25 protein-coding genes are annotated in these 23994 nt (G+C 70.4%); 15 read left to right on the top strand and 10 right to left on the bottom strand.

Features of this window, described 5'->3' with window-relative positions; all coding sequences use genetic code 11:
* Positions 1-143: 143 nt before the first annotated feature.
* The 3 genes from QPK52_RS27635 to QPK52_RS27625 all read right to left on the bottom strand — a co-directional run bounded on the left by QPK52_RS27635 (position 144) and on the right by QPK52_RS27625 (position 3341).
* Positions 144-1502, bottom strand: coding sequence for a hypothetical protein (locus QPK52_RS27635; protein ID WP_410540587.1), 1359 nt, complete (start codon positions 1500-1502; stop codon positions 144-146).
* A gap of 482 nt (positions 1503-1984) precedes the next feature.
* A complete protein-coding gene (locus QPK52_RS27630; protein WP_410540598.1) occupies positions 1985-2134 on the bottom strand; it encodes a hypothetical protein in 150 nt (49 codons plus the stop codon).
* A gap of 187 nt (positions 2135-2321) precedes the next feature.
* The gene (locus QPK52_RS27625; protein ID WP_410540586.1) at positions 2322-3341 is read right to left on the bottom strand and encodes a hypothetical protein; all 1020 of its coding nucleotides are present in this window, start codon (positions 3339-3341) and stop codon (positions 2322-2324) included.
* Positions 3342-3499: 158 nt separating this feature from the next.
* Between QPK52_RS27625 and QPK52_RS27620 the strand changes: the two genes are divergently transcribed.
* The gene (locus tag QPK52_RS27620; protein ID WP_410540585.1) at positions 3500-3862 is read left to right on the top strand and encodes a hypothetical protein; all 363 of its coding nucleotides are present in this window, start codon (positions 3500-3502) and stop codon (positions 3860-3862) included.
* A 284-nt stretch (positions 3863-4146) separates the two neighbouring features.
* Here the strand turns inward: QPK52_RS27620 and QPK52_RS27615 are convergent, their stop codons facing one another.
* Positions 4147-4422, bottom strand: a complete 276-nt coding sequence (locus tag QPK52_RS27615) for a hypothetical protein (protein ID WP_410540584.1) — start codon at positions 4420-4422, stop codon at positions 4147-4149.
* 1226 nt (positions 4423-5648) lie between these two features.
* On the opposite strand from QPK52_RS27615, the gene QPK52_RS27610 reads away from it, so the two are divergent.
* A complete protein-coding gene (locus tag QPK52_RS27610) occupies positions 5649-6014 on the top strand; it encodes a hypothetical protein (RefSeq protein ID WP_410540583.1) in 366 nt (121 codons plus the stop codon).
* On the top strand, positions 5953-6726 hold the full coding sequence (locus tag QPK52_RS27605; protein ID WP_410540582.1) for a helix-turn-helix domain-containing protein: 774 nt from the start codon (positions 5953-5955) through the stop codon (positions 6724-6726). Before QPK52_RS27610 ends, QPK52_RS27605 begins: the two co-directional genes overlap by 62 nt.
* Before the next feature lie 754 nt (positions 6727-7480).
* Here QPK52_RS27605 and QPK52_RS27600 read toward each other — a convergent pair.
* Entirely contained in the window at positions 7481-7696 is a 216-nt protein-coding gene (locus QPK52_RS27600) for a hypothetical protein (protein WP_410540581.1), read from the bottom strand.
* 474 nt (positions 7697-8170) lie between these two features.
* Entirely contained in the window at positions 8171-9343 is a 1173-nt protein-coding gene (locus tag QPK52_RS27595; protein ID WP_410540580.1) for a hypothetical protein, read from the bottom strand.
* A gap of 1462 nt (positions 9344-10805) precedes the next feature.
* Here QPK52_RS27595 and QPK52_RS27590 point away from each other — a divergent pair.
* A complete protein-coding gene (locus tag QPK52_RS27590; protein WP_410540579.1) occupies positions 10806-11408 on the top strand; it encodes a hypothetical protein in 603 nt (200 codons plus the stop codon).
* A gap of 259 nt (positions 11409-11667) precedes the next feature.
* Here QPK52_RS27590 and tpg read toward each other — a convergent pair whose 3' ends face one another.
* The gene (gene tpg, locus QPK52_RS27585) at positions 11668-12216 is read right to left on the bottom strand and encodes a telomere-protecting terminal protein Tpg (protein ID WP_410540578.1); all 549 of its coding nucleotides are present in this window, start codon (positions 12214-12216) and stop codon (positions 11668-11670) included.
* Positions 12217-12301: 85 nt separating this feature from the next.
* Here tpg and QPK52_RS27580 point away from each other — a divergent pair, with 85 nt between their 5' ends.
* The 6 genes from QPK52_RS27580 to QPK52_RS27555 all read left to right on the top strand — a co-directional run bounded on the left by QPK52_RS27580 (position 12302) and on the right by QPK52_RS27555 (position 16466).
* On the top strand, positions 12302-12646 hold the full coding sequence (locus QPK52_RS27580) for a hypothetical protein (protein ID WP_410540577.1): 345 nt from the start codon (positions 12302-12304) through the stop codon (positions 12644-12646).
* Between the two features lie 746 nt (positions 12647-13392).
* The gene (locus QPK52_RS27575) at positions 13393-14148 is read left to right on the top strand and encodes a hypothetical protein (RefSeq protein WP_410540576.1); all 756 of its coding nucleotides are present in this window, start codon (positions 13393-13395) and stop codon (positions 14146-14148) included.
* Positions 14145-14567: a helix-turn-helix domain-containing protein gene (locus QPK52_RS27570; protein WP_410540575.1), complete on the top strand. Its 423-nt coding sequence runs from the start codon at positions 14145-14147 to the stop codon at positions 14565-14567. The genes QPK52_RS27575 and QPK52_RS27570 overlap by 4 nt, the downstream gene beginning before the upstream one ends.
* A gap of 230 nt (positions 14568-14797) precedes the next feature.
* Positions 14798-15403 carry a hypothetical protein gene (locus QPK52_RS27565; protein WP_410540574.1) on the top strand — a complete coding sequence of 202 codons (606 nt, stop codon included), beginning with the start codon at positions 14798-14800 and terminating at the stop codon, positions 15401-15403.
* Entirely contained in the window at positions 15400-15747 is a 348-nt protein-coding gene (locus tag QPK52_RS27560; RefSeq protein WP_410540573.1) for a hypothetical protein, read from the top strand. Before QPK52_RS27565 ends, QPK52_RS27560 begins: the two co-directional genes overlap by 4 nt.
* 224 nt (positions 15748-15971) lie before the next feature.
* Complete coding sequence (locus QPK52_RS27555; RefSeq protein WP_410540572.1) at positions 15972-16466, top strand: hypothetical protein; 495 nt, start codon at positions 15972-15974, stop codon at positions 16464-16466.
* On the opposite strand, the gene QPK52_RS27550 is transcribed toward QPK52_RS27555, so the two are convergent.
* Both QPK52_RS27550 and QPK52_RS27545 read right to left on the bottom strand, forming a co-directional pair.
* A complete protein-coding gene (locus tag QPK52_RS27550) occupies positions 16432-17214 on the bottom strand; it encodes an IS5 family transposase (protein ID WP_410540571.1) in 783 nt (260 codons plus the stop codon). The genes QPK52_RS27555 and QPK52_RS27550 overlap by 35 nt on opposite strands.
* A gap of 359 nt (positions 17215-17573) precedes the next feature.
* Positions 17574-18404 (bottom strand): SAM-dependent methyltransferase, encoded by an 831-nt coding sequence (locus QPK52_RS27545; RefSeq protein WP_410540570.1) that lies wholly within the window; start codon positions 18402-18404, stop codon positions 17574-17576.
* A 571-nt stretch (positions 18405-18975) separates the two neighbouring features.
* Here QPK52_RS27545 and QPK52_RS27540 point away from each other — a divergent pair.
* The 5 genes from QPK52_RS27540 (at position 18976) to QPK52_RS27520 (ending at position 23107) form a co-directional block, all read left to right on the top strand.
* Positions 18976-19185, top strand: coding sequence for a hypothetical protein (locus QPK52_RS27540; protein ID WP_410540569.1), 210 nt, complete (start codon positions 18976-18978; stop codon positions 19183-19185).
* A gap of 129 nt (positions 19186-19314) precedes the next feature.
* Entirely contained in the window at positions 19315-20538 is a 1224-nt protein-coding gene (locus tag QPK52_RS27535; RefSeq protein ID WP_410540568.1) for a sigma-70 family RNA polymerase sigma factor, read from the top strand.
* A complete protein-coding gene (locus tag QPK52_RS27530) occupies positions 20539-21249 on the top strand; it encodes a hypothetical protein (RefSeq protein WP_410540567.1) in 711 nt (236 codons plus the stop codon).
* Between the two features lie 347 nt (positions 21250-21596).
* The gene (locus QPK52_RS27525) at positions 21597-21734 is read left to right on the top strand and encodes a hypothetical protein (RefSeq protein ID WP_410540566.1); all 138 of its coding nucleotides are present in this window, start codon (positions 21597-21599) and stop codon (positions 21732-21734) included.
* Positions 21731-23107, top strand: coding sequence for an asparagine synthase-related protein (locus tag QPK52_RS27520; protein ID WP_410540565.1), 1377 nt, complete (start codon positions 21731-21733; stop codon positions 23105-23107). Before QPK52_RS27525 ends, QPK52_RS27520 begins: the two co-directional genes overlap by 4 nt.
* Here the strand turns inward: QPK52_RS27520 and QPK52_RS27515 are convergent.
* Complete coding sequence (locus tag QPK52_RS27515) at positions 23091-23975, bottom strand: GNAT family N-acetyltransferase (protein WP_410540564.1); 885 nt, start codon at positions 23973-23975, stop codon at positions 23091-23093. The genes QPK52_RS27520 and QPK52_RS27515 overlap by 17 nt on opposite strands.
* Positions 23976-23994: the final 19 nt, after the last annotated feature.

The following is a 23994-nucleotide window of genomic DNA, read 5'->3' as shown; positions in this document are numbered from 1 at the left end:
CACCGACACCGCGGGGCCGCTGCCCCCGGCTCCCATGGAGAGGGATCATGGCCCACCGCGCACCAGCCGTGTGGTGTTTTCACCCGTAGACCACCCGTACAACTCCCGCCTGTCCACGCCAGCACGGCGCGGCGGGGTGGCGGTCAGACGGTGCCCGGCGCGACCGCCTTCTCGTGGCAGACCTTGTGGGCCGGGCGGCCGCTGTCATCTCGCAGGTTCGTGCTCCGGCCGCAGTGCCCGCACGGCGCCGACAGAGGGGACCAGTGGCGGTTGTCACGCCAGTCGACGACCGGCGCCGGGCGCTCCACAAGGGGTGCCGGGCGCTGGGCGGGCACCAGGGAGCGCCGCAGCCGGTCCCTGGGATGGAGCCGTGCCTCGGCGTCGGTGACGGCGGGGACCGCGCGAGGAATCCCGCCGGTGTCTCCCCCGGGCGGGAGCCCGTCGGGGACCGGTGCGGGGAGGGGCCGAGCGACCAGAGCAGGAGCCGGGACCGGGGCCGGAGCCGGAGCGGGCGCTGGGGTCGGGGTGGTGTCCTGGTGCTGCCAGGGGCGGCAGGTCGGCACGCTGGGACTGGCCCCGCCAGGCTGGGACGGCTCCTGGCCCACTCTGCCGACCAGGGCGTCGTCCCGTCGTCCGGCGTGGAGGTCGAGGTAGCGGTCCCGGTCCTCGGCCGGCACCCAGAAGCGCTGCTTGCGTGCCCCGACGGGGTACTCCAGCGGGACCACCACTCCGGCGGCGGTGGCGCGGACCATGTCGTCGAACATGATGTCCCGCACCTTCGGGGTGGCGTGGATCCTGCCGCAGCGCCGGTGGACGCCGCCGGTCGGGCAGGGCAGGTCGGCGGCGGTGTCGCAGCGGAAGAACTCCAGTACCCGGTAGCCGGACACCACGCGCAGGCCGCGGTTCTTGGCGATGACGGAAGCTGGCAGGCGGTCGGAGCGGGTCCACTGGGTGTCGTTGCGTCCGGCGTAGTCGCGGCGGTCGGTGTGCCAGGCCGGGGTGATGCCGTTGTTGGCGGCGCGTTGGGCGCGGGCCCGCACGCTGCGGGGGCCGTCGTGGCCGGCGGTGGACAGCTGCACCTCCCAGCCGATCCGGTGGCCGTCGGCTTCCACCAGGGCGTCGGTGCGGATCCCGCGGGCGACTACCTCGGTGTCGGCGGTGAAGCCGGCCTCGAGGGCGACGCGGACGATGCGTTCCTTGTAGGCCTTGTGCTCGTCGGTCTCCGCGGCCTGGTGGCGGGCCTCGTCCTCGGCGCGCTGGTGGACGGCGATGCGCTGCCCTTGGGATCCTTTGCGCAGGTGCATCCAGGCGATCACACCTTGGTCGCGGCAGACCCCGGCGCACTGCAGGCCGCGTTCCTCGACCGGGACGCGGCGGGCCGAGTAGAACCGGTCGTGCTGGTAGAGCGTCTCCCACAGGCCGGGCAGCCCAGGGTGTCCGAGATCTTCGCGCTCGAGGTCGAGTCGGATGCCGAGCCCGACATGCCACACAGGATTCGCCAAGACGGTCTCCCTCCACACGGCAGAACCTGACGGTGCCGAAGAGTGGAGCAAGCGTCCCGCACGGGACTGACAACCCGATAGCGGAAGAGGCTGGACATCACCGACAGATGTTCCGTGCCCGAACACGCTGCAGACCCCACCGGGCCGGTACCGGGGGATCCGGCGGGAAGGCGGCCGGCAGCGCCAGCACCTCTTCAAGCCGCCAGCCTGGACTGGAAGAGGCCTGAAGCCCACGGATCGATCGCGCGGGCCGGCTCGGCGACGGACCGGGTCTTCCCCCGGGTATCCTGCGAGCTCATATCACCCGGACGAGCCGAGCCGACGTCGGCGCACGGGCCGGTCAACGGGCTGTCACCGCCGACTCCTTCCCGGAGCCGCTCCGATCCGCCTCTCTGGCAGATCAGAGCGGCTCCGATCCCGCGGAGGCGGGATGAGGCGACCGGCGTGACGGACTTCCTTCCCCGGCCGGCCCGTCACGCCTGTCAGCGGCGCAGCACCAGCGCGAGAGCGGCTACCAACATCGTCCCCACGGTGGCCGCGGCCACCATCGGCGCGTTCAGCGAGGGGTGCCGGGCGACGAGGTAGCCGGAGACGAACACCACCGCCAGCAGCACCACACCGGCGAGCGTCACCGCCCCCGAGCTCGGAACCGCCGGCCCTGGGGACGAGGGCGACCCCGGCGGCGAGCGCGGCGACCGCGTTGTGGGCGTAGTGGCCGCCCGGGACGGAGGGGGTGGACACCTCGCCAAGCGGATCGCGCACCGCGTCATGCACCAAGGCCGCCTCGTCGGACCGCGGGCCGGACTGACCGCCCGCCTCTCACTCCTCCCGTGCGCCACGGGCCACTTCGGCCATGACCTCCGTAGCGATGCCGAGGAGGGGGCGGAAGTCCCCGTAGGCGGCTTTCCACCACGCCGAGGTGCGCGGGTCGAGGATCTGGCACGTGATGAGCGCGTCCCAGTCGGCCGCCACCCGACACCGTTGCATGTGATGGTCCTCGTGCGGGAAGTGCCCCGTGCGTCGTGCCTGCCCCACCCGCAACACGCTGCGTCGTAGGACAACGTCGCTGCTTTCATCGAGCAGACGCAACGCGCGGTCGGTGTCGGTGAGGTGGGCCGTGCTGACCATGTCGATCAGGCTGACCATGCCGTCGCCGCGCGTAGATCCCGGCTTGTAGCCCTGCTCCTCCATCAGCTCGCGCAGGCGTCTCGCCCGAGGGTCGGCGGAGAGGAATGCCTCTTCCAGGGCCTTCTGACTCAGCGTGCTGAGGGGCTGTCCCATCTCGGCGCACATGACCCCGAACGCCTCGCGCAGACCGGTTCTCCAGGCGCGCTTCCCCCCGGTGGCTTTCTGCACGTCCTCCAGGAAGGCGTTGATCTGATCCTGGCTGATCCCGCGAACCTGGGCGAGGTGGACGATCATCCCCAGCACCGGCTTGGGTGAAAGCGGAAGCAGCGCCTCGATGGCCTTCTGGGAGTAGACGTTGATTCTAGGAGGCGGCGGTCCGATCTCAGGTCGCTTCAGGAGGTTCTCGACTCCCTTCCGGAGTGCGGTGCGGAGATTGCGAGTGGCGCCGGGATCCGGGTTCATCGCCAACAGCCTCCCTTTCACCCCCGGGCACAGCTGGCCGGCAGTGCGGGCCCTGGCGCAGAGTTCGGCGGCCAGCACTGCGTTATCGATCTCTTCAGCCGTGGCGTCCGCGGTCAGCTTCGGGATGAAGCCGACGTCGTAGTCCCGAAGAAACGTCTTGTCCTTGTAGATGTCCGGACCGTAGCCAGCAGCGTCCAGGGCTTGCCGTACGGGCCGGAACGCGAGGGGTGGCTTGTTGTTACGGCTCACGCCCCGAGGCTAGGCGTCCTCGCCGGGTGGGGGTCCACTTTTCTGCCTACTCGCCATCCGGCGCTTGCGGTCCGATGGGCTCTCCACGAGGACGAGGACTTGCGGGGCTAACCCCCGCGCCCTCCATCGTGGCGATCCCAACTCACCGGAGGTCCCTCATGTTCAGCATCGACGGCGTCACCTCGGCGGCCGCCGCCCAGGACACAGCGCCTATGCCCGCTGTGACGTTCGACGTGTTCACCGCCTTCATCGTCGCCGTCGCGTTGGTGCTCGCCTGGCTCGTCTACCGGTGGACGGCCCCGGCTCCGGGGTCCCCCGTCCAGGCGTCCAAGGGCGAACGGCTCGCGTACGCCATCGGCGCTGCGGCGTCGGTCATCGTGATCGGCGGCTACCTCGGCGGCGGGTTCAGGGGATTCGGATACCCGGAGACAGACGCCCGTCCGGTGTCCCGTGACAGCCGTTCGGCGGCGCTCGTGCAGGGGCCCGTGGCCGACGGCAGTCCTGCCGGCCACGGGCCGTAGACCCGTGGCCGGACCAGGTCCCTCGCGGTTAGGTCGCGGGAACGCGACACGGACGCCTGCCGGTCGCGGATGGTCACCAACTGCACCGTGCCGTCGTCGGTGATGCCACGCCGCCGGTCGGCACGGACCTTGACCGGCTTGTCGCTTCTCCTCGGCGACGTCGACCACCGCCTTGCCCACCCGCTCCTGGGTGATCAGGTCCCAGCACGCGACGACCGCGCGGGCGGCGAATTCGGCGTTAGCGCCGGTTTCCGTTCCGATGCCGCCGCTGGGTAGCTGCTCGCTCACTGCAGGAGTCGGTCCGTACGGGAGCTATCGGCAGGTTGCCCGCTCTGGGTGTCGCCAGCGGCCAGAGTCTCCGTTGCAGCGTCGGACGCCGTTTCGGCAGCGACAGCGGTGCGGCGTTTGCTCCACTTGTCGTAGGCGACGGTCCCCGCGATGGAGGCGCTGGTGATGGCGCCGCCGATGATGATGCCCCGCCCGGTGTAGAAGGCGCGCAGCGCGGTGGGACCGCCGCGCTTGGCTGCTTCCTTGGCCAGTTCCGCGTAGGCCCACGCCATGGTGCTCCTCAATTCGTGTCGCTCACTCAGAGATGGATCGATGATCGCAGGGCGACACGTCGTGGGTGGGGCGTTCACGGACGTACGTCACCGGGTGCGGGAGCCGCCGCCGCCGATGGTGCGGCCGTAGGGTGAGGCGCTGCGGGCACCCTGACCGCTGCTCGACGGTCCTGGCAGTGGTCGGTGAAGGAGACCAACCGGCCCTGAAACCGGACGCTGTTCGCGATCACGCATCGTCACGAGCCGGCTGGAGTCCCCGGCGAACTCGCGACAGTTGAATACGAGAGCCCACCAGTACCGAGGCCGGAGCTGCCGCCCGACATCGTGGAGCTGTCCGGCGGCCCACCGGACGGCCACCGGCGTCGCCCATGGGCCCGGCGGCCGGTCTCTGTACGGACCCGCCCGAGCACGAGCCGCTCGCCCCGGTGTGGCACTGGGAAGGCGACACCCCCATGACCACACCGTCCGCCATACCGGTCCCGGCCCCCGCCTGCTCCCGCGCTCCATCACCACCGAGCCCTGCGAGGCGCTGCCGCCTGCCTGTGCGATCTGGATGGCTCCGCGAGACCGGACCGCCACACCGAGAACTGCCCGGCCGTCATGGCCGGGATCACCACGCTCTTCTTGGCCGACGACAAGGTCGTGTTGAACGGCATCAAGCCCGTGTCCATGACGGACACGGGCGACGCTGCTCTGTGATCTGCACCACAGAGTGGGGGTGTGCTGCGAACACGGTCCCCCCGAGTCCGTCCGGGCTATGAGGAGCGGCTCGTTGCCCTCCACTATGAGCCCTTGATATCTGTTAGGTCTCTTCTTCCGGACGCTTCCGGACGCTCCCGGACATGGTTGGACGGCCGCGAATACAGGATGAGTCGCACTGCCTTCTGACCAGGTATTTCGTAAGCCACGCTGAGTTTCTGCAGCTCGGCTCTTCGGACGCTTTCGGACAGTCAATGGACGGTAGCGGAAGGTTCCGGAGGCCTTCGGACAGCAAGCACGCAACTCTTGGGGTGCTCATGCCTTTCGCGGCGTCAGCATCGTCATGGGTAAACGATGCTGACGCTTAACGGAAGCTAGCATTCCGCGAAAAACCGGAGTTGTTCCGCGCCGTGTGGTCAGTCCAGAATCAGAAGTGCGTGGTGTTGCGCCTCGCCAGGGGTCTGCGAAACCCCTGTTTCACCATCCGTCCGGGCTATATGGATGGAAGATCCACGAGGGAGTGGTTCGTGATCTGGCTTTACGTGCCGGGAAGCGGCTGGAAACTGCAGCCCTTCTTCCCGGCAGCTTCCGGCTGTGTCATCCCGTCGAGCGCCCCGCGGCAGCTTTTTGGCTTCCGGGGTCTGCAGGTGGCCGCCGGTCTGCTCGCCCTGCTCGGCCTGGTGTGGCTGACGGTCAGAGGGTTCTGGGCCGAGGTGGCCACCGAGGTGCTGGTGGCCACCGTCGCCGGTGCCCTGGGCCTGCTCAGCAAGAACGGCAAGCCTGGGGTCACCGTCTGCGCCACCGACGGAGCACGCCAGGAGGACCCGTCTGATGCCTTCGGACGAGCCAACGTCTGCGGATTTCAGCGGACTACTCCGGAACGCTCTCCTTGAGGCGACGGAAGGCGCTTCTATCCGTACGATGGCGCGGAAGATTGATGTTTCGGTTTCTACGCTGAGCCGCATTCTTGCCGGCACCATTCTGCCGCCTCCGGAATTTCTGGAAAAAATCGATAAAGCGGTAGGCCTTTCCACAGGCCAACTGGAGCAGCTGCAGGGCGAGCTCATCCGGGCCCGGCAGCTCCGTCGAACCGCACGTATCGAGCAAGAGAGGGTCTTCCAACCTTCACAACCTCAGCGCAGTCAGGTCGTGGAACGGAGGAGGGCTCCGGTACCCAAGTTCGGTCAGCCCGATCCGTTGCTGGTCTCGACTCCACAGGACCTCGCCCAGGCCCTGCAGGCCGTCCGGGTGTGGGCGGGGTCTCCGTCGCTGCGCCAGCTGGTGGAACGCAGCGGGGGCAGGCCTCGCCGGACCCGGCGAGGCCTCACTGCTTTCCCGGCCAACACCCCTGGGTCCGAACGCCTTTGCCGGCGTGCGGAAGACGCCCTCACCCGCCTCGATGCCTCCTCCGACGACCATGACCTCCATGCCCGCCTCCAAGGCGAAGACGAACTCGTCGGAGACCTAACGGATCTTTGCGCCCTGCCGCAACGGGGCTGGCGGCGCGCCAGGATGTGGCCCCCGGCTGGTGCCACCCGACGGGCACGCCCGTCGCACGATGCACCCTCACCCTACCATCGATTCGAATGTATTAACCAGATCTAACCTTGGAAGTGGTGCACAACTAATACACCGACGGCACGTTAGGTGCATTTCTGCGGGTCAGAGCACCTTAGAATCCAAGGTTCTAGTGGGCGTCCGCCTTGCATGTACGCACACACCGGCAGAACCGGAACTCGCTCGTCCCCTCGCGCTGAGGGCAGGAGAGTAAGTCGGACCGGCGCAACGGAAGCGGGCAGGAAGGATGCGGGGCACGGCGGCGCGCCCGATGCCGACCCAGCGGGAGACCGCTGCCGCAAGGCCGGCGACCTCTCCTGCGCGGTCCAGGGCCCGCACCGCGGCTGGCTGATACCCGTCAACGACCTGCTGGCCGCCGGGTTCCGGCTGAACGCCCCCGCCCCACCAGACGGCCCCGCGGCGCCGCTTACGTTCCCGGCCGGGAAGGCCGACAGGCACGGCCGGGAGGCGGCCGAGCTGCGCGCTCAGCTCGACACCAAGGGCGAGCACATCGCCGACCCTCAGCGAGCCCTGGCCGCACTCATGCCCGCCCCGGAGCGGTCAGCTCTTGTACAGCCGCCGGCCCCTGCTTCGGACGGCCGGTCCCGCAGCTCACCGGAGTCGGGTGAGACGGATCACGGTCGAAGGAGGTGGGGGCAGCGCTGAATCGACGGTTCCAGAGAAGCCGCCGACCGCACCGGGAAGGGCCCCAGAGCCGCTCTGACGGTTCCGGGGCCCTTCCCACGTCTGTCAGCCGGAAGGCCAGGGCGGACGCCGAGGAGATGCCCGGCATCCGCTCGGTTCAGCGGCGGATGACGTTGACGGTGATCTGGGTGATGCCGGCGCCGAGACAGGCCGTGACACCGATGGTGCCGACGACCTCGGCCGCCTCGGTGTGCCCGGCCAAGGTGAGCACCGTCACCGCGCTCACGGAGACCAGGGCGGTGATCGCCGTGGTCCAGCCCAGAAGCCGGGTGCGGATCAGCGTGCTCTCTGAGGTACGGTCGATAAACGTCACGGGGTCAGTTCTCCTCACTCTTCGCGGATGCGGAAACTGCTCCCCACGACAGACGAGAGGGAGATCCCGGGGCCGAAGCTTTGGACGGCAGGCCACGGGGTCTCCCTTCGGCACGTCCGGCCGTGGGATCGCTCTATGAGCCTACGACCCGCAGGCCCGGCGCCTGCGCACCGGACCCGTCCCCCCCGCCCGCGTGCGCTGAGAAAACCCCCTCCGCCAGAAGCGTTTTGTTAGAGTGCTGCGCCCTTCGCCCTGATCAACCGAAAGCGCAGGTCAGAGCCTCGCCAATGGACTTCTGTGCACTTCCGCGGAAGTCGGCGGAGCCTGCCATTTCTGTGACGAACGCCACACGATCTTCCCCTTCGTGGCCTGAAGTACGTGCCCTTTTTCCTGCCTGCTCGCGCTCGAACTCGGCGCCGCAGTTCACCGGTTCGTCGACCTGTGCGCAGGAGGTGGGTACTGCGCGCTTGGGCGTCACAGCGGTGTACTCGACCGTCCCGAGACGAACGAGGGGTTGCCCAGCACAGTGCTCCGTGCCGGACCACGGCCGTGCCCACCCCGCCGCCCACCGGGCACCGGCTGCATCCTGCCAACCTCGACGAGGGTCAGGAACAGTCCGCTGTACCGCGCACGGCGACGAAACGGGCGGCGGGCGGCACCCGTGGTGGGTGCCGCCCGCCGCCGCGCGTTCGGGACTGGGGTCACAGGCCCTGGGTCGTCCAGGATCGCGTCGGGCTGGTGGCCGGCCCTCAGCAGCTCCACCGCGGCCGTGCGCAGCTCGCTGGCGGCGGTCCGGCCAATCGACAGCGCCTCCTGGATGTCCTTCAGCGGCACCGCCTCCACGTCACCACCGGCGAGCTGGAGCATCCGGGCGACGCAGCGCTCGTTGCGCTCCCGGGGCGAGAGACGGGCGTAGTCCTCCGCCCTCTGCGCACGGGCCTCCAGCTCCGCCACCTCCAGACGCGCGGCCTGGTTCTGCCGCTCGATCTCGATGGCGTCCCGCTCCTGCCGCGCGGCCTGGTCCCTCTTGGCGATCCGTTCGTTGCGGATCCGCTCCACCTCCGCCTCCCGGCGGGTGTGCTCCGCCTGGATGCGGGCGGCCTCCGCCTCCGCCTCGGCCTGTGCCGTGGCCGCAGCCGCCTGCGCCGCCGCCGTTCCGGTCTTGGCCGTGATCTGGTGCCGCGTCTCCTCGACCTCGCTCTCGTCCAGCAAGGCCTGGATCCGGTCCTGCTTCTCCTGCTCCTTCCGGCGGCGCTCCTCCTTCCGGCGGCGCTCCTCCTCGTTCCGCTTGCGCTCCGCCTCCCTTTCCTGGCGCTCCGCCGCCTCGACCTTCCACTTCGCCGGCAGCTCCAGGGCCTCCTGGACGGTGTAGCCGCGGGGGGCCATGGTGATCGGGAGTAGCTGCTCGTCGGCGGCCTGGTCCAGGGAGCCGCCGAGGCTCTGCTTGAGCCAGATCCGGTAGCCCTCCAGCTCCTGCTGCCGGGCCACCATCTCGTCGTAGGAGCGCACGTTCGCCAGCCGCATCTGCCGGTAGAACTTCGGCGTGGCCAGCGGGCTGAGGACCCACCGGTGCAGCGGGATGCTGTCGGTGCCCAGGCCGTCTTCGATCCTGGCGGCGTGGATCAGCAGCCGGTGAGCGCCTTCCACGCCGACCAGCCCAGCCTGGAAGAGGTCCATGGCTGCCCGGAGCCACGGCCGGCCGCGCGGGCGAACGCCGTGGGAGAGGTCTTCTCCCCGGTCTTCTGGGGAGTCTTCCTCCCGGTCCTCTCTCCGGTCTTCCTCCCGGTCTTCTCACCCGGGCGCACCGGGCCGGTATCCGCGCAGGCCACGAGCCCGGCCAAGGGGTCCGGCGGCCGCCGACTACTTCCCTGTGACACCCCTGCCGGAGGGCCCGGGCCGCAGGTCGCACCCTGAGTCCTGCCCTGGGTCGTCTCCTGAGTCGCGCCCCAGGTCTCGTCCTAGGTCGCATCCTGGGTCGCGTCGCGCGTCCTCCCGGGGTCCCACGAAACCCCAGCTCAGCGCCGTAATTCCAGACACCCCGGCACACCGACTACTTCCCTGGGGAGCCCTCCGCGCGAAGCACCGGCCCGGTCCCGCCGGGTCCCAGGAGCCGCACCGGCCGTGGTGCCGGATCCGCCGACGACGGCCAGGAGCACGAGCTGCTGCCCGACGCGGCCGGGGGGGGGGGGGAAGTTCACCGCGCTCGCACGCGCGCGACACGAGCGCGCCTCAGGCCGGGCCGGAGCGGTGAAGAAGAACTCCCGCCCCGCCGCGATGATCGGTCGATGACCGACCGCCGCCCGCTGGGCACCGGAACCGACCGCGCCGATGCGTCCCGCCCGCGAGACACCGATCCGGTGCCAGCGCCGCGCGCAGCTCGCCGCCGAACGCCTCCCCGCCCTCCCGGCCGCCGAGCCGAAGCCGCGCCAGGCGGTGACACCGGGCTGTGGCAGCCGCCGCCTGGACCGCCCCGTGCCCTCACGCGTACGTGCGCGTCATCGCGCGCAGGCGGCACGCGCAGCACGCAACACGCGCGGCACGCGGTGGCCGGCCCCGCAGCCGCCCCGGCCGGGAGAGCCCAAGGGTCCGTGCGCGTACGTACGCGTGTAGCGGCAGCAGCCGTTCACCCCGGCCGGGTGAACGAACGGATGAACGGCCACCGCCCGCAGTTCCCCCGCCGGGCGGTGATGACGAGCACGGAGCGTGGCCCGGCACGCGTCTGCCTCCCAGGCTCCCAGGTCGCCTCTCAGCAACAACGCGCCCATCTGGGGGTTCACGCCCCCAACCTCCCAGACAACCCAGACAAAGCCGGGCATCACGGTCCCCAGCCTCCCACCCACCTCCCAGGCGACCCGGGAGCCTGGGAGATAGCCGAACGTGACCACCAACACCGGCCGGGACAGGGACCGGCGGCCGGTTTCATGGATCCGACCACGCCCGAGGCGCTGCCCAGTCGCCCTGGGCGGGGGACCCGAGCCCCACGCGGTCCGAGTCCCCCGCCGCTGTGACTGAGCATTTGATTTGGCGAGTTGAGCATCGGCGCGGACGGCTGGGTTCGTACACCCGTGCTCCTTCCCGCTGAAGCTGCGACGGTGTCAGAGTGGACGGCATGGGCAAACGCCGTAAGCACCGTCCAGTGCGGACTGGATCGGGAACGCCGTCACCCGCTGGTAGAGCGTCGGCACGGGACAAGGCCGTTGCCACCCGCGATGAGCTGGCTAATCGGATCATCCGGGAACTCGCGGATTGGTGCACCTGGGAGGCGTACCGCGAGCGATATCTCCGGAGTGAGTACAACGACGGCATCACCGATCCTGACCCGTGCGAGCTACGTCTGGTCGACCTCGTGGTGCCCGCTCCCTTGCAGGACCCCTCCGTGGCCGCGCTGCTGCAGGAAGTGGGGGAGTACGCCGCCGAGTACGCCGCAGGAGGTCCTGCTGGCGTGAACGCGGTAGCGGTGTACGACTCCTGGGCGCCGCAGCAGCCGAAACGTGTGGTTCGCATCCACGGCGGCTGGTGGAGCGTGATCACGCGGTACCCGCGTCCAAGCCTGAATGAGGTGGGGCCCGCGGTTGTACTCATGGACGGCATCGCGGACGCGCACGACATCAGTTCCGCGCCGGCCCTGCCCGGATATCTACAGACGATCATGGCTACTGCGCCGGACCGAGGCCGACCGGTTCCGGCGGATCCGAACGCCCGGTTCGCGTGACGGACCAGGGCGAACAGCCGCAGCCCGAAACAACCCCGCGCTCGACGCGGCATGGAGCCAGGACCAGTTCACCATCGGTCACTGGATCCGGCAGGACAAGGTGCCCTTCTACCAGCAGACGAAGCCGCTTCTCGACGCTTACGCCACCCGACTCACCCGAACCGTCGACATCGCCCGCGCAAATCGCCAACTCGCACGCTCACTCGCCAACCGAAGCGCTCAGTCACACCCCTGCCGCGCGCTGTCCCGTCGCGGCGGGTCAGATGTCGAAGTCGACGTAGTCGATGTCGGTGAACTCCACCATCAGGCCCGGCGCGCGGTGGCCGTCGGCCTTGAAGTAGACCTCCTGGAGGCCTTCGGCGACCACGGCCTGGAGCTGGGTGTCGGTGGCACCGGCGGCCTGGGCGTCGAACAGGCGAGCGGCGTAGACGGGCGGCAGGTGCTGGGTGATGCGCCGCATCCGGCCGTCGTCACTGGTGCCGGGCGGGGCGGTGAACCCGAACCGGGCACGGGACTCCACCACGATCCCGCCGGTGGTCGCGGCCCGGCGACGGGCCCGCACCCGCGGCTGCCACCGGGCGCGCACCTCACCCGCCAGGCGGTCGGCAAGCTCCGGGCGGGGCCGCTTGATCTGGCCCCTGACGTACCGCTCCACGGTGCGCTGGGAGACCTCCAGCAGCCGGGCGACGGCGCGGGTGCTCTTCTCGGTCTTGACCAGGAACCGCATCTGCGCGCCAGCTGTCTTCGGCACCGGGCGGGTGAACGCCTCCTCGGCTGCCCGGTCCAGGCCGTCCCCGATGATGCCCACTCTCGCAACTCCTTCCGTGATCGTCTGTGCGGGCCGCTGAGCGCTGATCGAGCCGTTGCACTCGGCGCTGCGCAGTCTCCATCGGTTGGCCGGCAGCCCGAGTGCCCGCGCGATCGCCAGTGTGGCCGGCGACGGTCTCACTCCGGAGCAGATCACCGAGTTGCTGGAGGGCACCTGCGTGCCGGACTGGCCCTCGGTGTGGCGGTTCGTCCATGTCTTGGGCGCCGAACCGGCGTTCTTCCAGCCTCTCTGGGAAGCCGCCCACCGCGCCACCGCACGTCTTGAGGACCTGCCCTCGAGCCCCCTTCCGGCACCGTCCCCACCGGCGCGGGAGACGGCCGTCTCCACATCCGACCGTTTGGCCACACTCATGCAGGAGTTCGGCCGGACCCTGGTCAAAGATCCCAAGGATATCTTCATGGCCGAGTGAGAACTTCCTCCCGTGGGCCAACCAGCTCCGCGGACAGCTGACCGCGACCTTGGTGGCCCCACAGCCGGACCCGCTTCACTCGAGCAGAGAAGGAGAGCAAGTCACCACCAGGTGGCCTCAGCCGACGAACGGAACCCCCACTGAGCAGCAGGAGTACGACGGCGTGCGGAGGCTACCGAAGCTGCGCGGCCGCCAGGGCCGCGCAGCGGAACCGGCCACTGTGCCCGGCCACGCCTTGCTTGCTTGTTCGTCACGGCCGGTACCACCCGAGACTCAGCACCGCTGGTGCCGACCACCGGCCCGCCACCCGCACACGGCGCCGCACGCGAAGCGAGCCCAGCCACGGTGGTGTCTGGTGAGTGCTGTGGAGACGGCCGTTTCTCTAGATAGGGAAGAGGCAGCGTTTTTGCTGGTCAGAGCCCTATGTTGAGGTGTGTTGTGTCCTGGTTGGGGTGACATAGCGGCCTGTGGATGTCCCGGCTGAGGAGTCACAGCGGCCACGAAAAGTCAGTAGAGCTGACCTGCGGCCGCATGAAAGGTCAGTATTGCTGACCTTTCATGGCCTGGGTGACGGGGAAGGCCCCGGCTCGCCATGCCCGCAGGGCGGGTTCTTCGACAGGGGGGAGATGTGTCCCTCCCGGGATGACGCACGACGCGCCGGATGTCAGAAATACCGACCTGCAGGTCAGCAGGGCTGACCTTCTGCTACGTTGCCGCATGCCGGATCTTGAAGGGAAACGCCGCTTGTGTCTGAGTCCCAGCGCCGCCGCCGTGCCACCTCCGCGCCGCGGCCTGAGCTGCCGCCGGACGACCCGCTGCAGGCGTTCGGCCAGCGTCTGCGCAGCCTGCCCGGCCTGGACGATCTGGCCCGCAAGTACCCCGGGCGGGATATCACCGTCGGTCGTGAACGGCAGGCGCTGGAGTTCTACTCCAGTCCCGAGCGGCCGAACGCCTTCGCGATGGCGTCGCTGGAGTTCTTCCTGGTCATCGCCCAGTACTACCGCGAGGCGCTGCCTCTGCGGCTGATCCTGCTGCTGATCGCCGGACAGCGGGCCGGCGGGAAGATCCCCCTGACCCAGGACGACATGGCCGCGATCTTGGATGTCCCCCGCCAGAGGGTCAACGAGGCGCTGCGCGACGTGATGGGCCACGGCATCGTGCTGAAGGTGCGCCGCGGGCTGTACCAGTTCAACCCGCCCTACTCCTACGTCGCCGCCGAGCTGATCCGGGATGCCGAGGGCCACACCGAGTATGTTCAGGTAGACCAGCAGGACGCCCTGGCGGAGCTGCGGGCCGGAACACTGCCGGAGTTGGTGCGTTACCCCTCGCTGCAGCACATGCGTGAGGCCATCGACGAGCTCCGCGCGGAACGTGCGGCCAAGCGCCGGCAGCGCCGGCAGCAGTTCGAAGAACGCACCGCCCAGACGGCCAAGGGCACAGCCCCCCGGCCCGCGGCGCGGGCCCGCAGACGGGCTGACGAGACGAAGGAGCAGGATCGGTGAGTGTGGGGTTGCTGTTCACGCCGGTCAACGCCGAAGGCGTTGTGGCGGCCCTGGACCTGCCCGGCCCCGCCTACCGTGTGCTGCTGGCGCTGCGCTCTCGCAGCGAGCCGGGGGGCCGCGTGGAGATGGGGCAGAACCAGATCGCCGCTCTCCTCGGCCTCAGTCGGCCCAGTGTTACCTCCGGTCTGCGGGAGCTGATACTGGCTCGCCTGGTCACCAAGCAGCGCAACGGCGTCTACCGGATCAACGCCATGCTCGCCGGATATGAAACGCCCGCCGATGCCCGGGCCGCCATCGAGACTATGGACCCGGCCGACCGGCTCGACGATCCCGCCTTCGTTGACCGCTACCACCAGGCCGTAGCCGACTACCGCGACCAACTCGCCCGCGAACGCCGCAAGAAGCTCCGCGTCGCCTGACCCAGAGGACGCGGCAAGACAAGCTGTCCACGGGCAGTCGTGTGGCATGGGCGAAGTGCCCCTGGGCCAAGAGCCTGCAAGCCGACCGATCGCAGCATGGGTGGCCGTTCGGCTTCAGGGCCGGGTGCGCGCGGGTGTGGAAATCGCTCGAGGCATTGCGGTTACCGCCCGCGGGCGTTCCGCGGTTTCCATGAACCGGCCGACGGCCCGCCGGAACAAGGGGGAGCATCGTGATCTCGGACTACCAGCAGCGGTTGCGTGAACGCTTCCTGTCCGTCCCCGAGATCCCCCCGCCCCTCCCCTGGCGCCCGGTCCTGGACCGGCGGAATCCGATCGGTGGCCTGCTCGGCATCGGCTTCGCTACCGCTCCTGGTACCGGGGGCGATCTGGTCATGGTGGTCTCCATCGACGGGCACGGGCTCTTCGACGCCGCTACCGGGGAGAAGATCGCCCGGGACCGCGACCCCGACCCCGACGGCAGTACCCCCGACGCGGTGCCGGATCTGTCCTGCCCCGGCCTCGGCCCGATCGCCGGGACCCGGGTGCGTATCGCCGGGCTCTTCGGCGGCGGCCTGCACACCACCACCCTCGACGGCTGGAGCCTGGAAGTTGTCAGCCCCGCCTGGCCCCACCACCGCGTGCTGCTCTCCACAGGCGGAGGGATGCCTCACGACGGGCCGCACGGCGAACGCTGGTGGCACATCTTCGACTCCCACTACTCCGAGCTGCGGGCCGCCGGATTCTCGCCGTCCGGACGCACCCTGGCCGTCGCCACCAGCAGCGACCTGACGCTCTGGACCCGCCCGGCCCCCGACACCGGCCCGGCCGGCGCATGACCCGCGACGGCCTCGCCGCGCTGCTCGGCGAGCAGACGACAGCATGCGGACCGGCCCGCGACGCCCTGCACGCCGGCGGTGCCTTCACCGTCTGGGACGGCCCGGTCCCCGCCCACCGGCTCGCCCACATCTACCGGTCCCGGCTCCGTCGCACCCGCAAGCGCGGCCAGCCGACGCTGGCCCTCGCCGCCACCGTCGACCTCCTCGAACAGGCCGGGGAAGAACTCCTGCGCATCGGCCGCATCGACGCGCCGGACACCCCGTGGACGTTCCTACTCTTCCTCGATGCCGCGGCCACCACAGTGGTGGCCTGCACCGGCGTGGCCCCACGAGAGAACAGCTGACCAGCCCATGCCAGGCAGACCTCCCGCAAAAGGCAGGATGCTTGCCCGGCATGGCAGCAAGCCACCCAGGCGCCAACCCTGTGCCCGGGCTCACAGGATCCCGTGACTGAGAAGCCGTTGTCTTTCCGAGAGTGACGGGTGCATTTCCGCTGGTCAGGTGTAGATGGGGTGTTTCGGCGGCAGGGACGAGGTGTCGTGTCGTCCTCTTTGGTGGAGGTGCCGGGATGCCGTCGGTGATGGGGTTGCTGGAGAAGCGTGAACGCGCTGCTCGGCAGCGGGTGGAGGCTCTCCAGGCCGAGCTGCGGGAGGCCGAGGCCCTGTGGGAGCGGTTCGTGATCGCCCGCGAGACGGTGAGTGAGGTTCTGGCGGAGCCTCGCTGTGGCGATGACGTGCAGCCGATTGCGGTGGCCGGCGAAGAGTCGATGCGGGTCACGGCGGCGGTGCCTGGTTCGGTGGTGCCGCACTGGAAGGAAGGGCTCGCCTCTTCGGTTCTTGCACCGGATTACCAGCGGATCATGAACGCCCTGGCCGGTGGGAGCGGGACGCATGAAGAGGCGATGGACTGCCGTCAGCTCGCGGCGATCCTCGGGCTGGAGCCGGTCCCGGCGAAGGTCGAAGGGGTGCGTTCCAAGGCGAAGCGCCTGGCCGCGCGGGGCTGGCTGGCGGAGGAACGTCCAGGGCTGTTCAGCCTGTCCGCCGGGCGAGCCGACGGCTCATGACCATGCTCATCGACCACCGGATCACCGCTTCCGAGGTGTCGGTGCGCGTCTCGTAGTCGCGGGCCAGTCGGCGTGAGTGCATCAGCCACGCGAGCGTGCGCTCCACCAACCATCTCTTCGGCAGCACGGTGAAGCCGCTGGTGTCGTCGCTGCGTCTGACGACGGTCAGCGCGATGCGCAGGACACCGCGGGCGAAGCCGACCAGGCGCCCGGTGTAGCCGCCGTCGGCCCACACCCGCGTGACGCGCCAGTGCCGCTTGTGCAGACGGACCAGCAGTGTCCGCCCCGCGTCCCGGTCGGTGACCGACGCCGCGGTCACCGCCACGGCCAGCAGCAGTCCGAGGGTGTCCACCACGATGTGCCGCTTGCGGCCGTTGACCTTCTTCCCGCCGTCGAAGCCCCTGGTTGCGGCAGGCACCGAAGCGGCTGCCTTCACCGACTGCGCGTCGATGACGCCGGCCGTCGGCTCCGGATCCCGGCCCGCGGCCTCGCGGACCCTCTCGCGCAGCCGGTCGTGGAACTCGGCGGTCAGGCCCTTGTCGCGCCAGCGCCGGAAGAAGGCGTAGACGCGGTCCCAGGCGGGGAAGTCGGCGGGCATCGCCCGCCAGGTGATACCGCCCGCGACCAGGTAGCGCACCGCGTCGACCATCTGCCGGTGGCAATAGCTCTCCGGCTGGCCGCCGCGGCCCTCCAGCCAGCCGGGTACCGGCATCGCGTCCCGCACGACCGCCCACTCCGCGTCGCTCATGTCGGACGGATAGATCGGGCGCCTGTACGGCCGGTCTCCGGCGTTACCGAACCGGTGAGCGAGGCAATCACACTCCAAAGACGCCGAGTTGGACGACATCGGCGTCGGCACGGAAGACTACAGCACCAGGGGCCTCCTGTTGCTCGATTGGATTCGACACCCACGAGCTGTGCGGGAGGCCCCGCTTCCATGCTCAGCCAGCCGGAAGATCACCCGACCGAGTCGACAACCTCGAACTCACACTCACCAAGATCGATACAGCAACGGCTTCTGAGCGCTTCATCTGGCCGGCACTGCCGAGGCTGTACTTCATGCCGTCCGGAAGCAGGGTTGGCTTGCCGGGTGGGCCGTTGCAGGGGTCAGGGTTTGCGGGCGACGGCGGCGTAGCAGGAGGATTCGGCGTCGGTGATGGTGTCGGCGTGGTCGTCGGGGTCGGGGCGCCAGCGGTGGGTGGGGACCAGACCGGGGTCGAGGAGGTCCCAGCCGGTGAAGAACCGGAGGACCTCGTCGCGGGGGCGGGCTTGGCCAGCGGTGCCGACGGCCCGGTAGGCCTCGGTGAGGCGGGCGATGCCCTCAGGGTCGAAGTCGGGGGTGACGTGGCTGATGACCAAGGCGCTGCCGGAGGGCAGTTGGGTCTTGAGGTGTTCGACGATGGCGTGGGCACCGCGGTCGTCGGGGACGAAGTGGAGCAGTGCGTTGAGGCTGAGTGCGATGGGTTGGTCGAAGTCGAGGACGCCACGGGCCCGGACACTGCTCAGGAGGCGGTCAGGGTCGGTCACGTCGGCCTGGGCGTAGGCGGTGCGGCCGGCGGGGTGGCTGTGCAGCAGTGCGCGGGCGTGGGTGAGGACGATGGCGTCGTTGTCGGTGTAGACGACTCGGGCTTCGGGTGCCACCTGCTGGGCGACTTCGTGGAGGTTGGGGGAGGTGGGGATGCCGGTTCCGATGTCGAGGAACTGGCGCAGGCCCTGCTGGGTGAGGAAGCGGGTGGAGCGGTGCATGAACCGGCGGTTGATCCGTGCGGTGGCCAGTAGGTGGGGGAAGACGGACAGGGCGCGGGCGGCGGCTTCGCGGTCGGCGGGGAAGTTGGTGACGCCGCCGAGGTAGTAGTCGTACATGCGGGCGGAGTGGGCCCGGTCCAGTTCCAGGTCGACCGCGGCGGGTATCTCGCCGGTGGTGTTCTCGTGGTCCATGCGACGCCCCCAGTAGCCGATGGCATGCCTGCCGGGGTTTCCGGTGCGACGCCGCCCCGTGCCTCCCGGATGCTTGGGCCAGCGTACGGGGAAGGAGGGGCGGGGCCCAGGGCAGGGCTCGGCCATCCGGCGTGGGTGGGTGTGCGGTTGCTCGAGGCCGGCGGTGCGGGGCAGAGGGCTGGGGGTGGGCGCGGAACGGCGCGGTCGAGGGGGTGTCGCCGGTGCCGGGAGGGTGGCATTTCGGGTGCCAAAGCGATGAATATCGGCCGGGCATATGACGGCGGATGATTGGTTGAGACTATTCGGTTTCGCTTTCTGATCGGTGCGTTATTTTCTGGGCACCGGGCGGTCACCTGCGGCAATTACAGGTCGTGATATTGGCATATCGCACGAGTGACCGTGTAACGTCCGAGCACGCGGAAGGGGCCCTGGCTACAGGTGTGACGGCCCGCCAGGACCCCTTCTGTGGAACCGGTATGCGTTCAGTCCCTATGAGCTGAGAGGAGAACACGTGTCCCCCAACTCGTTGCCGAGTCCAATAACCCGACTGTTCGACAGTAGCATCCCTCCATTGCCGCCGCCTGAAACCATCATTCTGCTCAGGCAGCCGCTTGTTGTCCGGGAGACCGACATCGCCGTCAACCTCAGCGCGGTGACGGCCGGGATCCTCGTTCCCTTCGTCTGGCTGTCGGGCACACCGTCGTCCCTGGCCGCCGCGGCCGTGCTCGTCGCGGCCGCGGCCCGGTGCCGCGCGCGGTGGCGAACCGTACGCGTCCTCTGACCACCCGCTGCGGGTCTCACCCAGTTCACCGCCACTGTGCTCCCGGTGCGGGGGAGGCGCCCCTCGAGCGCCTCCCCGCACCCCCAGAACCACGGCCGCGGCAGCGGCCTGTCCGAAAGGACCGAAACCATGTCGCCGAAAGGGCACGACGAAGTGCTGTGCGGCAACCCGAACTGCGCGCGTCCGGTTCATCAAAAGCCCGGCTCGGGACGGCCCCGCAAGTACTGCGACGACCGCTGCGCCAACGCGGCCCACCGCGCGGCGCGCCGTGCGTCCAACGCTGCGAGTACCTACCGGCCCGTCCGCCCCGAAGCCGTCCAGAACGCCAAGTATGTGCAGGAACTCGCCTATGACCTCACCCAGCAGGCCAACCGGCTGCTGGAGAGCACCACACACCACGGGGCCCAGGACCTGGAGCAGTCCCTGCGGGCTTTCCAGGAGTCACAGCGCATGACCAGCGATCTGCAGGACCTCACCGCTGCCCTGGCCCAGCAGTGCCGTGACCGCGGCGCGAAGTCCTCCGACCTGGCCAAGGCCGGTCACGTCAGCGCCTCCACCGTGACCCGCAACTGGCCGGACAGCCCCTCCCGGCTCCGCGAGCGCGTGGAGAACCACCGACAGCGCCTCCAGGCCAACCGCGCCACCCCGAGATCTTTCCCGCCCGCTGCGCAACGGCCTGTCACCTCCTCCCAGCCGGCCGCGGCGGCAGACGACCGCCGCACGCCGACGCCAGACAAGACTCCCCGATTCCGCCGCAGGCCTCCGGCACTCCCCGCGGTCGCCAGCAGCACCTCCGGGCCCCGCACCTACCGGTCTGCTGCCAAGCTCCGGCAGCAGGCCATGTCCTTCACGGCCTTCCACGCGAGCCACCGGAAGCTGTGGATGCTGTTCGCGCATCTCACACTCGGCAGCTCCACCGCCTCCGAACAGGTAGTCGACGCCGCCTTCGCCACGCTGCGCCGGCAGTGGGGCCATGCCCTGGGCCAGCACAACCTGCGCGCATACGCCTGGCAGATCCTCCGGGGGGAAATCGCCGCCCGGCGGGCCAGCCACGGCGACGTGCAGATGGTACGCAACGCCGCCTTCGACGCCGCCGTCCGCAAGATCGCCCTCCAGGGGGCCCGCGACGCCTTCGCCGCCCTGGAAGACACCCTCAGCCTCTACCAGCACATATCCGCCCTGCCCAGCCGGCAGTTTGAGGCGATCGTCCTCCGCTACGCCCTCGACCTCACCGAGGACGAGATCGCCGACCACCTCGGCCTGAAACCGGCCACCATCCGCTCCCACCTCGACCTCGCCAAGATCAAACTCGCGAAGCTCCTCAACGTGGAGAACCCCCAGAAGGAGGACTGAGTGCGCCAGCCAGCGACGAACACCCCCTCGACGGTGGAAACCCGGCTGCAGGACGCCGCCGTGGACACCAGCACCTACGACACCTACGACATCGAAGCCGCCGAACGCCGCGTGGCCGTCCTGGCCTTGCTGGAAGAAGCCCGCGAGCACTGCGAGAGCTTCACCCGGCCCCACCCCGAGCCCCTGCCGCCCCACGACCAGGCCGTCCACGACCTGGACCTGGCCGTCGCCCTGATCCTGAACACCCCACAGGCAGCCGCCAGCCTCGCCCGGCTGTGCGACACCACCCTGCCCGACCCCGACGGCGCCACCGTCCTCGGCGCCCTCCTCCACCTCGCCGAGAACCCGGACGCAGCCGAGTACTGGTGGCAGTACGCCGCCGGAGGTGACAACCGCACCGCCGCCTTCTGCCTCTACCTGGCCCACAAGATCCGCGCCGAACACGCGGACGCCGACCACTGGCGCCGCCAAGCCCGCCGAATCGCCCCGCCCTCCACCATCCCGGCGACCACTGCTCTGCCACCCCTACTGGCCGAAAACGTCCGGCACACTCTGCTCGCCCAGTGCCACCAAGCCGTGCCTCCGACCCTCCCCACCCATCTGAGGACCCTCATCGACCACCTGCCCACCGCCGACGACGAGGACTACGCCCATATCCCACAACCCCACCTCAGGCTCTCCCAGGACCTGCACACCCTCGCCTCCCTGTAACCACACCGCAGAACACCCACCTTCCCCGGTCAGCCATACCTGGCCGTCGCGCCCGCCCGCAGACCCCCGAGACGATCGGCAACCGTGGGTGGGCAACACAGATGACGGCTGGCGGCTCGCCTCCGCTCGCGAAGCGGACCGCCGCGTGCCCGTCCTATGGGAATGCATGGTCGGAACACCTCCGCTCGCGCGGGGAGGACACCACCGAGATCACCCTCGATGACCTCCTGGACGGTTCACCTCCGCTCTCGCCGAGAGGACTTCGCCGGAAATCCCCTGGACAGCACTCCCCCGTAGAGCGACGCTGAGGAACCGTTCGGTCACTTTGAGGATGGGGGAGGGTGTTCATGTCGACGAAGTCTGTGCCCGGTGACGGGCAGCACGGCAAGGGCAGCAAGGGCCTGCCGGTGGGCGAGCCGCACCGCGGGGCTGCCGCCTTCATCAAGGACCTGGCCCGGGGCGTGCGGGCGCTGCGGCGCCGGTGAGCCTGCTGCCGCTGTTCCAGGACGGGGCCGGCCTGAAGTCAGCGGATCCGCTGGCGCTGGCCGGCCCCACTCCCGTAGTGGATCTGGAGGCGCTGGCGCTGCTGCTCGCACCGCCTGCCCTGCTGGGCGAATTCGTCCCCCGCGCGCCGTGGAAAGGTGTCGAACGTGTTCCGGCCGAGGTCCCGCAACCGGTGCCCGGCCCGCTGCCGCAGGCATTCGCCCGGGCGGTCGCGGCGCTGACCGCCGATGCCGAGACGGTCGGTGTGCTGGCCTCCGGCGGACTGGACTCCCTGGCGGTGCTGATGCACGCGCTGCGGGCCGCTCGGGGGCGGACGGTGGTGGCCTTCACCACCGACCTGACCGACGACGCCGGGGGAAGCGCCGCGGCGGTGGTGCGGCGGCTGCTGGCCGACCTGGAACTGCCCGCGGAGCTGGTGGTGTTGGATCCGGACCGGGACCGGGCCGAGCCGGTGTGGTCGGCGGCGGGACCGCGGCTGGACGCGCTGCCCGAGGTGAACGCCGCCGCCGCGCTGCGGGCGGCCGAGCGCGGCTGCTCGGTGCTGCTGTCCGGGGACGGCGCGGACGAACTGCTGGGGGTGCCCCGGTTCGCCACCGCGGCGGTGGCCGCCCGGCGGGGGGTGCGGGCTGCCGCCCGGTACGCGGCCGATGTCGCCGGCTCCGGGCCCGGCCTGCCCGGTGAGGCGGCCGCCGCGATGGCCCGGCTGCTGCCCGCCTCGCTGCGGGCGCGGGCGTACTGGGCGGCGAACTGGCCCGCCTGGTGCACACCTCAGGCTCCGGCCGTACTCACCGGCCCCTACCGGGAGGCGGCCACCACCTGGGCGAGACGGTGGGTCGATGACCAGGTCGCCGCGCACACCGCCGCTAGGCGGTCGTGGGCCCAGGCCGATGCGCACGACGCCGTCTTCCCCCGCGAGGTCATCCCGCCCGCCGGGGATGTCCGCGAGGCGTCCCCGTTCCTGCACGAGGCCTTCCTCGCCGCGGCGCTCGCCCTGCCGCTGGGGGATCGCTACCACCCTGGCCTGCCCTCTGCCTACCTGCGGTGCAAGGCCCAGGTGGTGCGGCTGCTGCCCCGGGAAGCACTGCCGGTGCTGCCTCGGCGCAAGCAGTACTTCACCCGCGCGCTCGCCCGCCAGGCCGGTGCCACGGCCGTGGCACCGCGGTGCGTCGAGGCGGGGCTGCTGGACGCGGCCGCACTCGCGGTCGAGGACGATCCGGCGGTGCTGCTGGTCGTCGCCGCGCTGGAGCGGTGGCTGGCCGGCGCCGAGAAGACCGCCCCCTCGGCTGAACCCGCACCATGCCTGGGGGCGGTGCGGCCGCGCCCCCGGGTAGGTGTTCTCAGGGGTGGCGGGTGAAGGAGTGCAGTCGGTCGACCTCGGTGAAGCCGGCCCGGTCGTACAGCCGGTTGGCGGCGCGCCGGTCGCGCTCCGCATCACCGGGCGGGGCGTCGTCGTCGACGTAGAGGATCACCTGGTCGGCGCCGAGCCCGGCAAGCACGTCCAGGGACGAGCCGAGCAGCGCCAGGCCCAGCCCGCGGCCGCGGGCGGCGGGGGCGACACTGATCCACCACAGCACCCCGATCCCGGCCACCGGCAGGCCGATGGTGGCCTCCGCGACCACCTCCCCACCCTCGTCGCGGACCTCCAGGCGCCGGCCCGGCGGGTCCTCGGAGTCGGTCACCGTGGTGTGGGCGGCGCTCGGCAGCCCGGACAGCGGCAGCGGAGCACACATATAGCGCCACAGGTCCCGGCCGGCGAAGTCGGCTGCCTCCAGCGCCCGACGGGTGACGGGACGGTGCCGGGCCGGCAGCCCCTCCAGCCCGAGGGTGAGGGCGGAGGCGAACTCGAAGGCGTGCACGGTGCGCGGCCCGAGCCGTTCCAGCGCACGGGCGACCAGGATCTGGGCGACCGCCTGGTCCTCGCGGCAGTGCAGCCACAGGACGAAACCCGCACCGTCGCCGGGGCGGGTGGCGTAGGAGACCACGCCCAGCACCGCGCCCTTCCGGTCACAGGCCACCTCAGTGACCGGTTCGGCCAGCTCCGCCCACCAGCCGGTGTCCACCGGCGAGCGCCCGGCCAGCGCCTCGGCGAGCATCGCCGCGGACGTCTCGGGCTGGCCGGGCAGCCGGTCGGCGTTCACCAGACCGAGCACCGCGGCCTCGTCACCGGCCGCGAAGGGCCGCACCGACACCTGCGTCACCGAACCGGATGTCGTGATCGCCACAGCCTGCCTCCGCCTTCGC

The sequence above is a fragment of the Streptomyces sp. KL2 genome, assembly GCF_046529545.1.
GTDB classification, from domain to species: Bacteria; Actinomycetota; Actinomycetes; order Streptomycetales; family Streptomycetaceae; genus Streptomyces; species Streptomyces radiopugnans.
Note: the sequence above shows the minus strand (reverse complement) of the source record. Positions and strands in the feature narration are given on the sequence as shown.

What these genes read in the sequence shown, in the direction of transcription:
- QPK52_RS27620 (WP_410540585.1), top strand. Translation starts at nt 3,500, where the DNA reads ATGTTCAGCATCGACGGCGTCACCTCGGCGGCCGCCGCCCAGGACACA.
- QPK52_RS27615 (WP_410540584.1), bottom strand. Translation starts at nt 4,422, where the DNA reads ATGGCGTGGGCCTACGCGGAACTGGCCAAGGAAGCAGCCAAGCGCGGC.
- QPK52_RS27605 (WP_410540582.1), top strand. Translation starts at nt 5,953, where the DNA reads ATGCCTTCGGACGAGCCAACGTCTGCGGATTTCAGCGGACTACTCCGG.
- QPK52_RS27590 (WP_410540579.1), top strand. Translation starts at nt 10,806, where the DNA reads ATGGGCAAACGCCGTAAGCACCGTCCAGTGCGGACTGGATCGGGAACG.
- QPK52_RS27560 (WP_410540573.1), top strand. Translation starts at nt 15,400, where the DNA reads ATGACCCGCGACGGCCTCGCCGCGCTGCTCGGCGAGCAGACGACAGCA.
- QPK52_RS27555 (WP_410540572.1), top strand. Translation starts at nt 15,972, where the DNA reads ATGCCGTCGGTGATGGGGTTGCTGGAGAAGCGTGAACGCGCTGCTCGG.
- QPK52_RS27550 (WP_410540571.1), bottom strand. Translation starts at nt 17,214, where the DNA reads ATGAGCGACGCGGAGTGGGCGGTCGTGCGGGACGCGATGCCGGTACCC.
- QPK52_RS27545 (WP_410540570.1), bottom strand. Translation starts at nt 18,404, where the DNA reads ATGGACCACGAGAACACCACCGGCGAGATACCCGCCGCGGTCGACCTG.
- QPK52_RS27535 (WP_410540568.1), top strand. Translation starts at nt 19,315, where the DNA reads ATGTCGCCGAAAGGGCACGACGAAGTGCTGTGCGGCAACCCGAACTGC.
- QPK52_RS27525 (WP_410540566.1), top strand. Translation starts at nt 21,597, where the DNA reads ATGTCGACGAAGTCTGTGCCCGGTGACGGGCAGCACGGCAAGGGCAGC.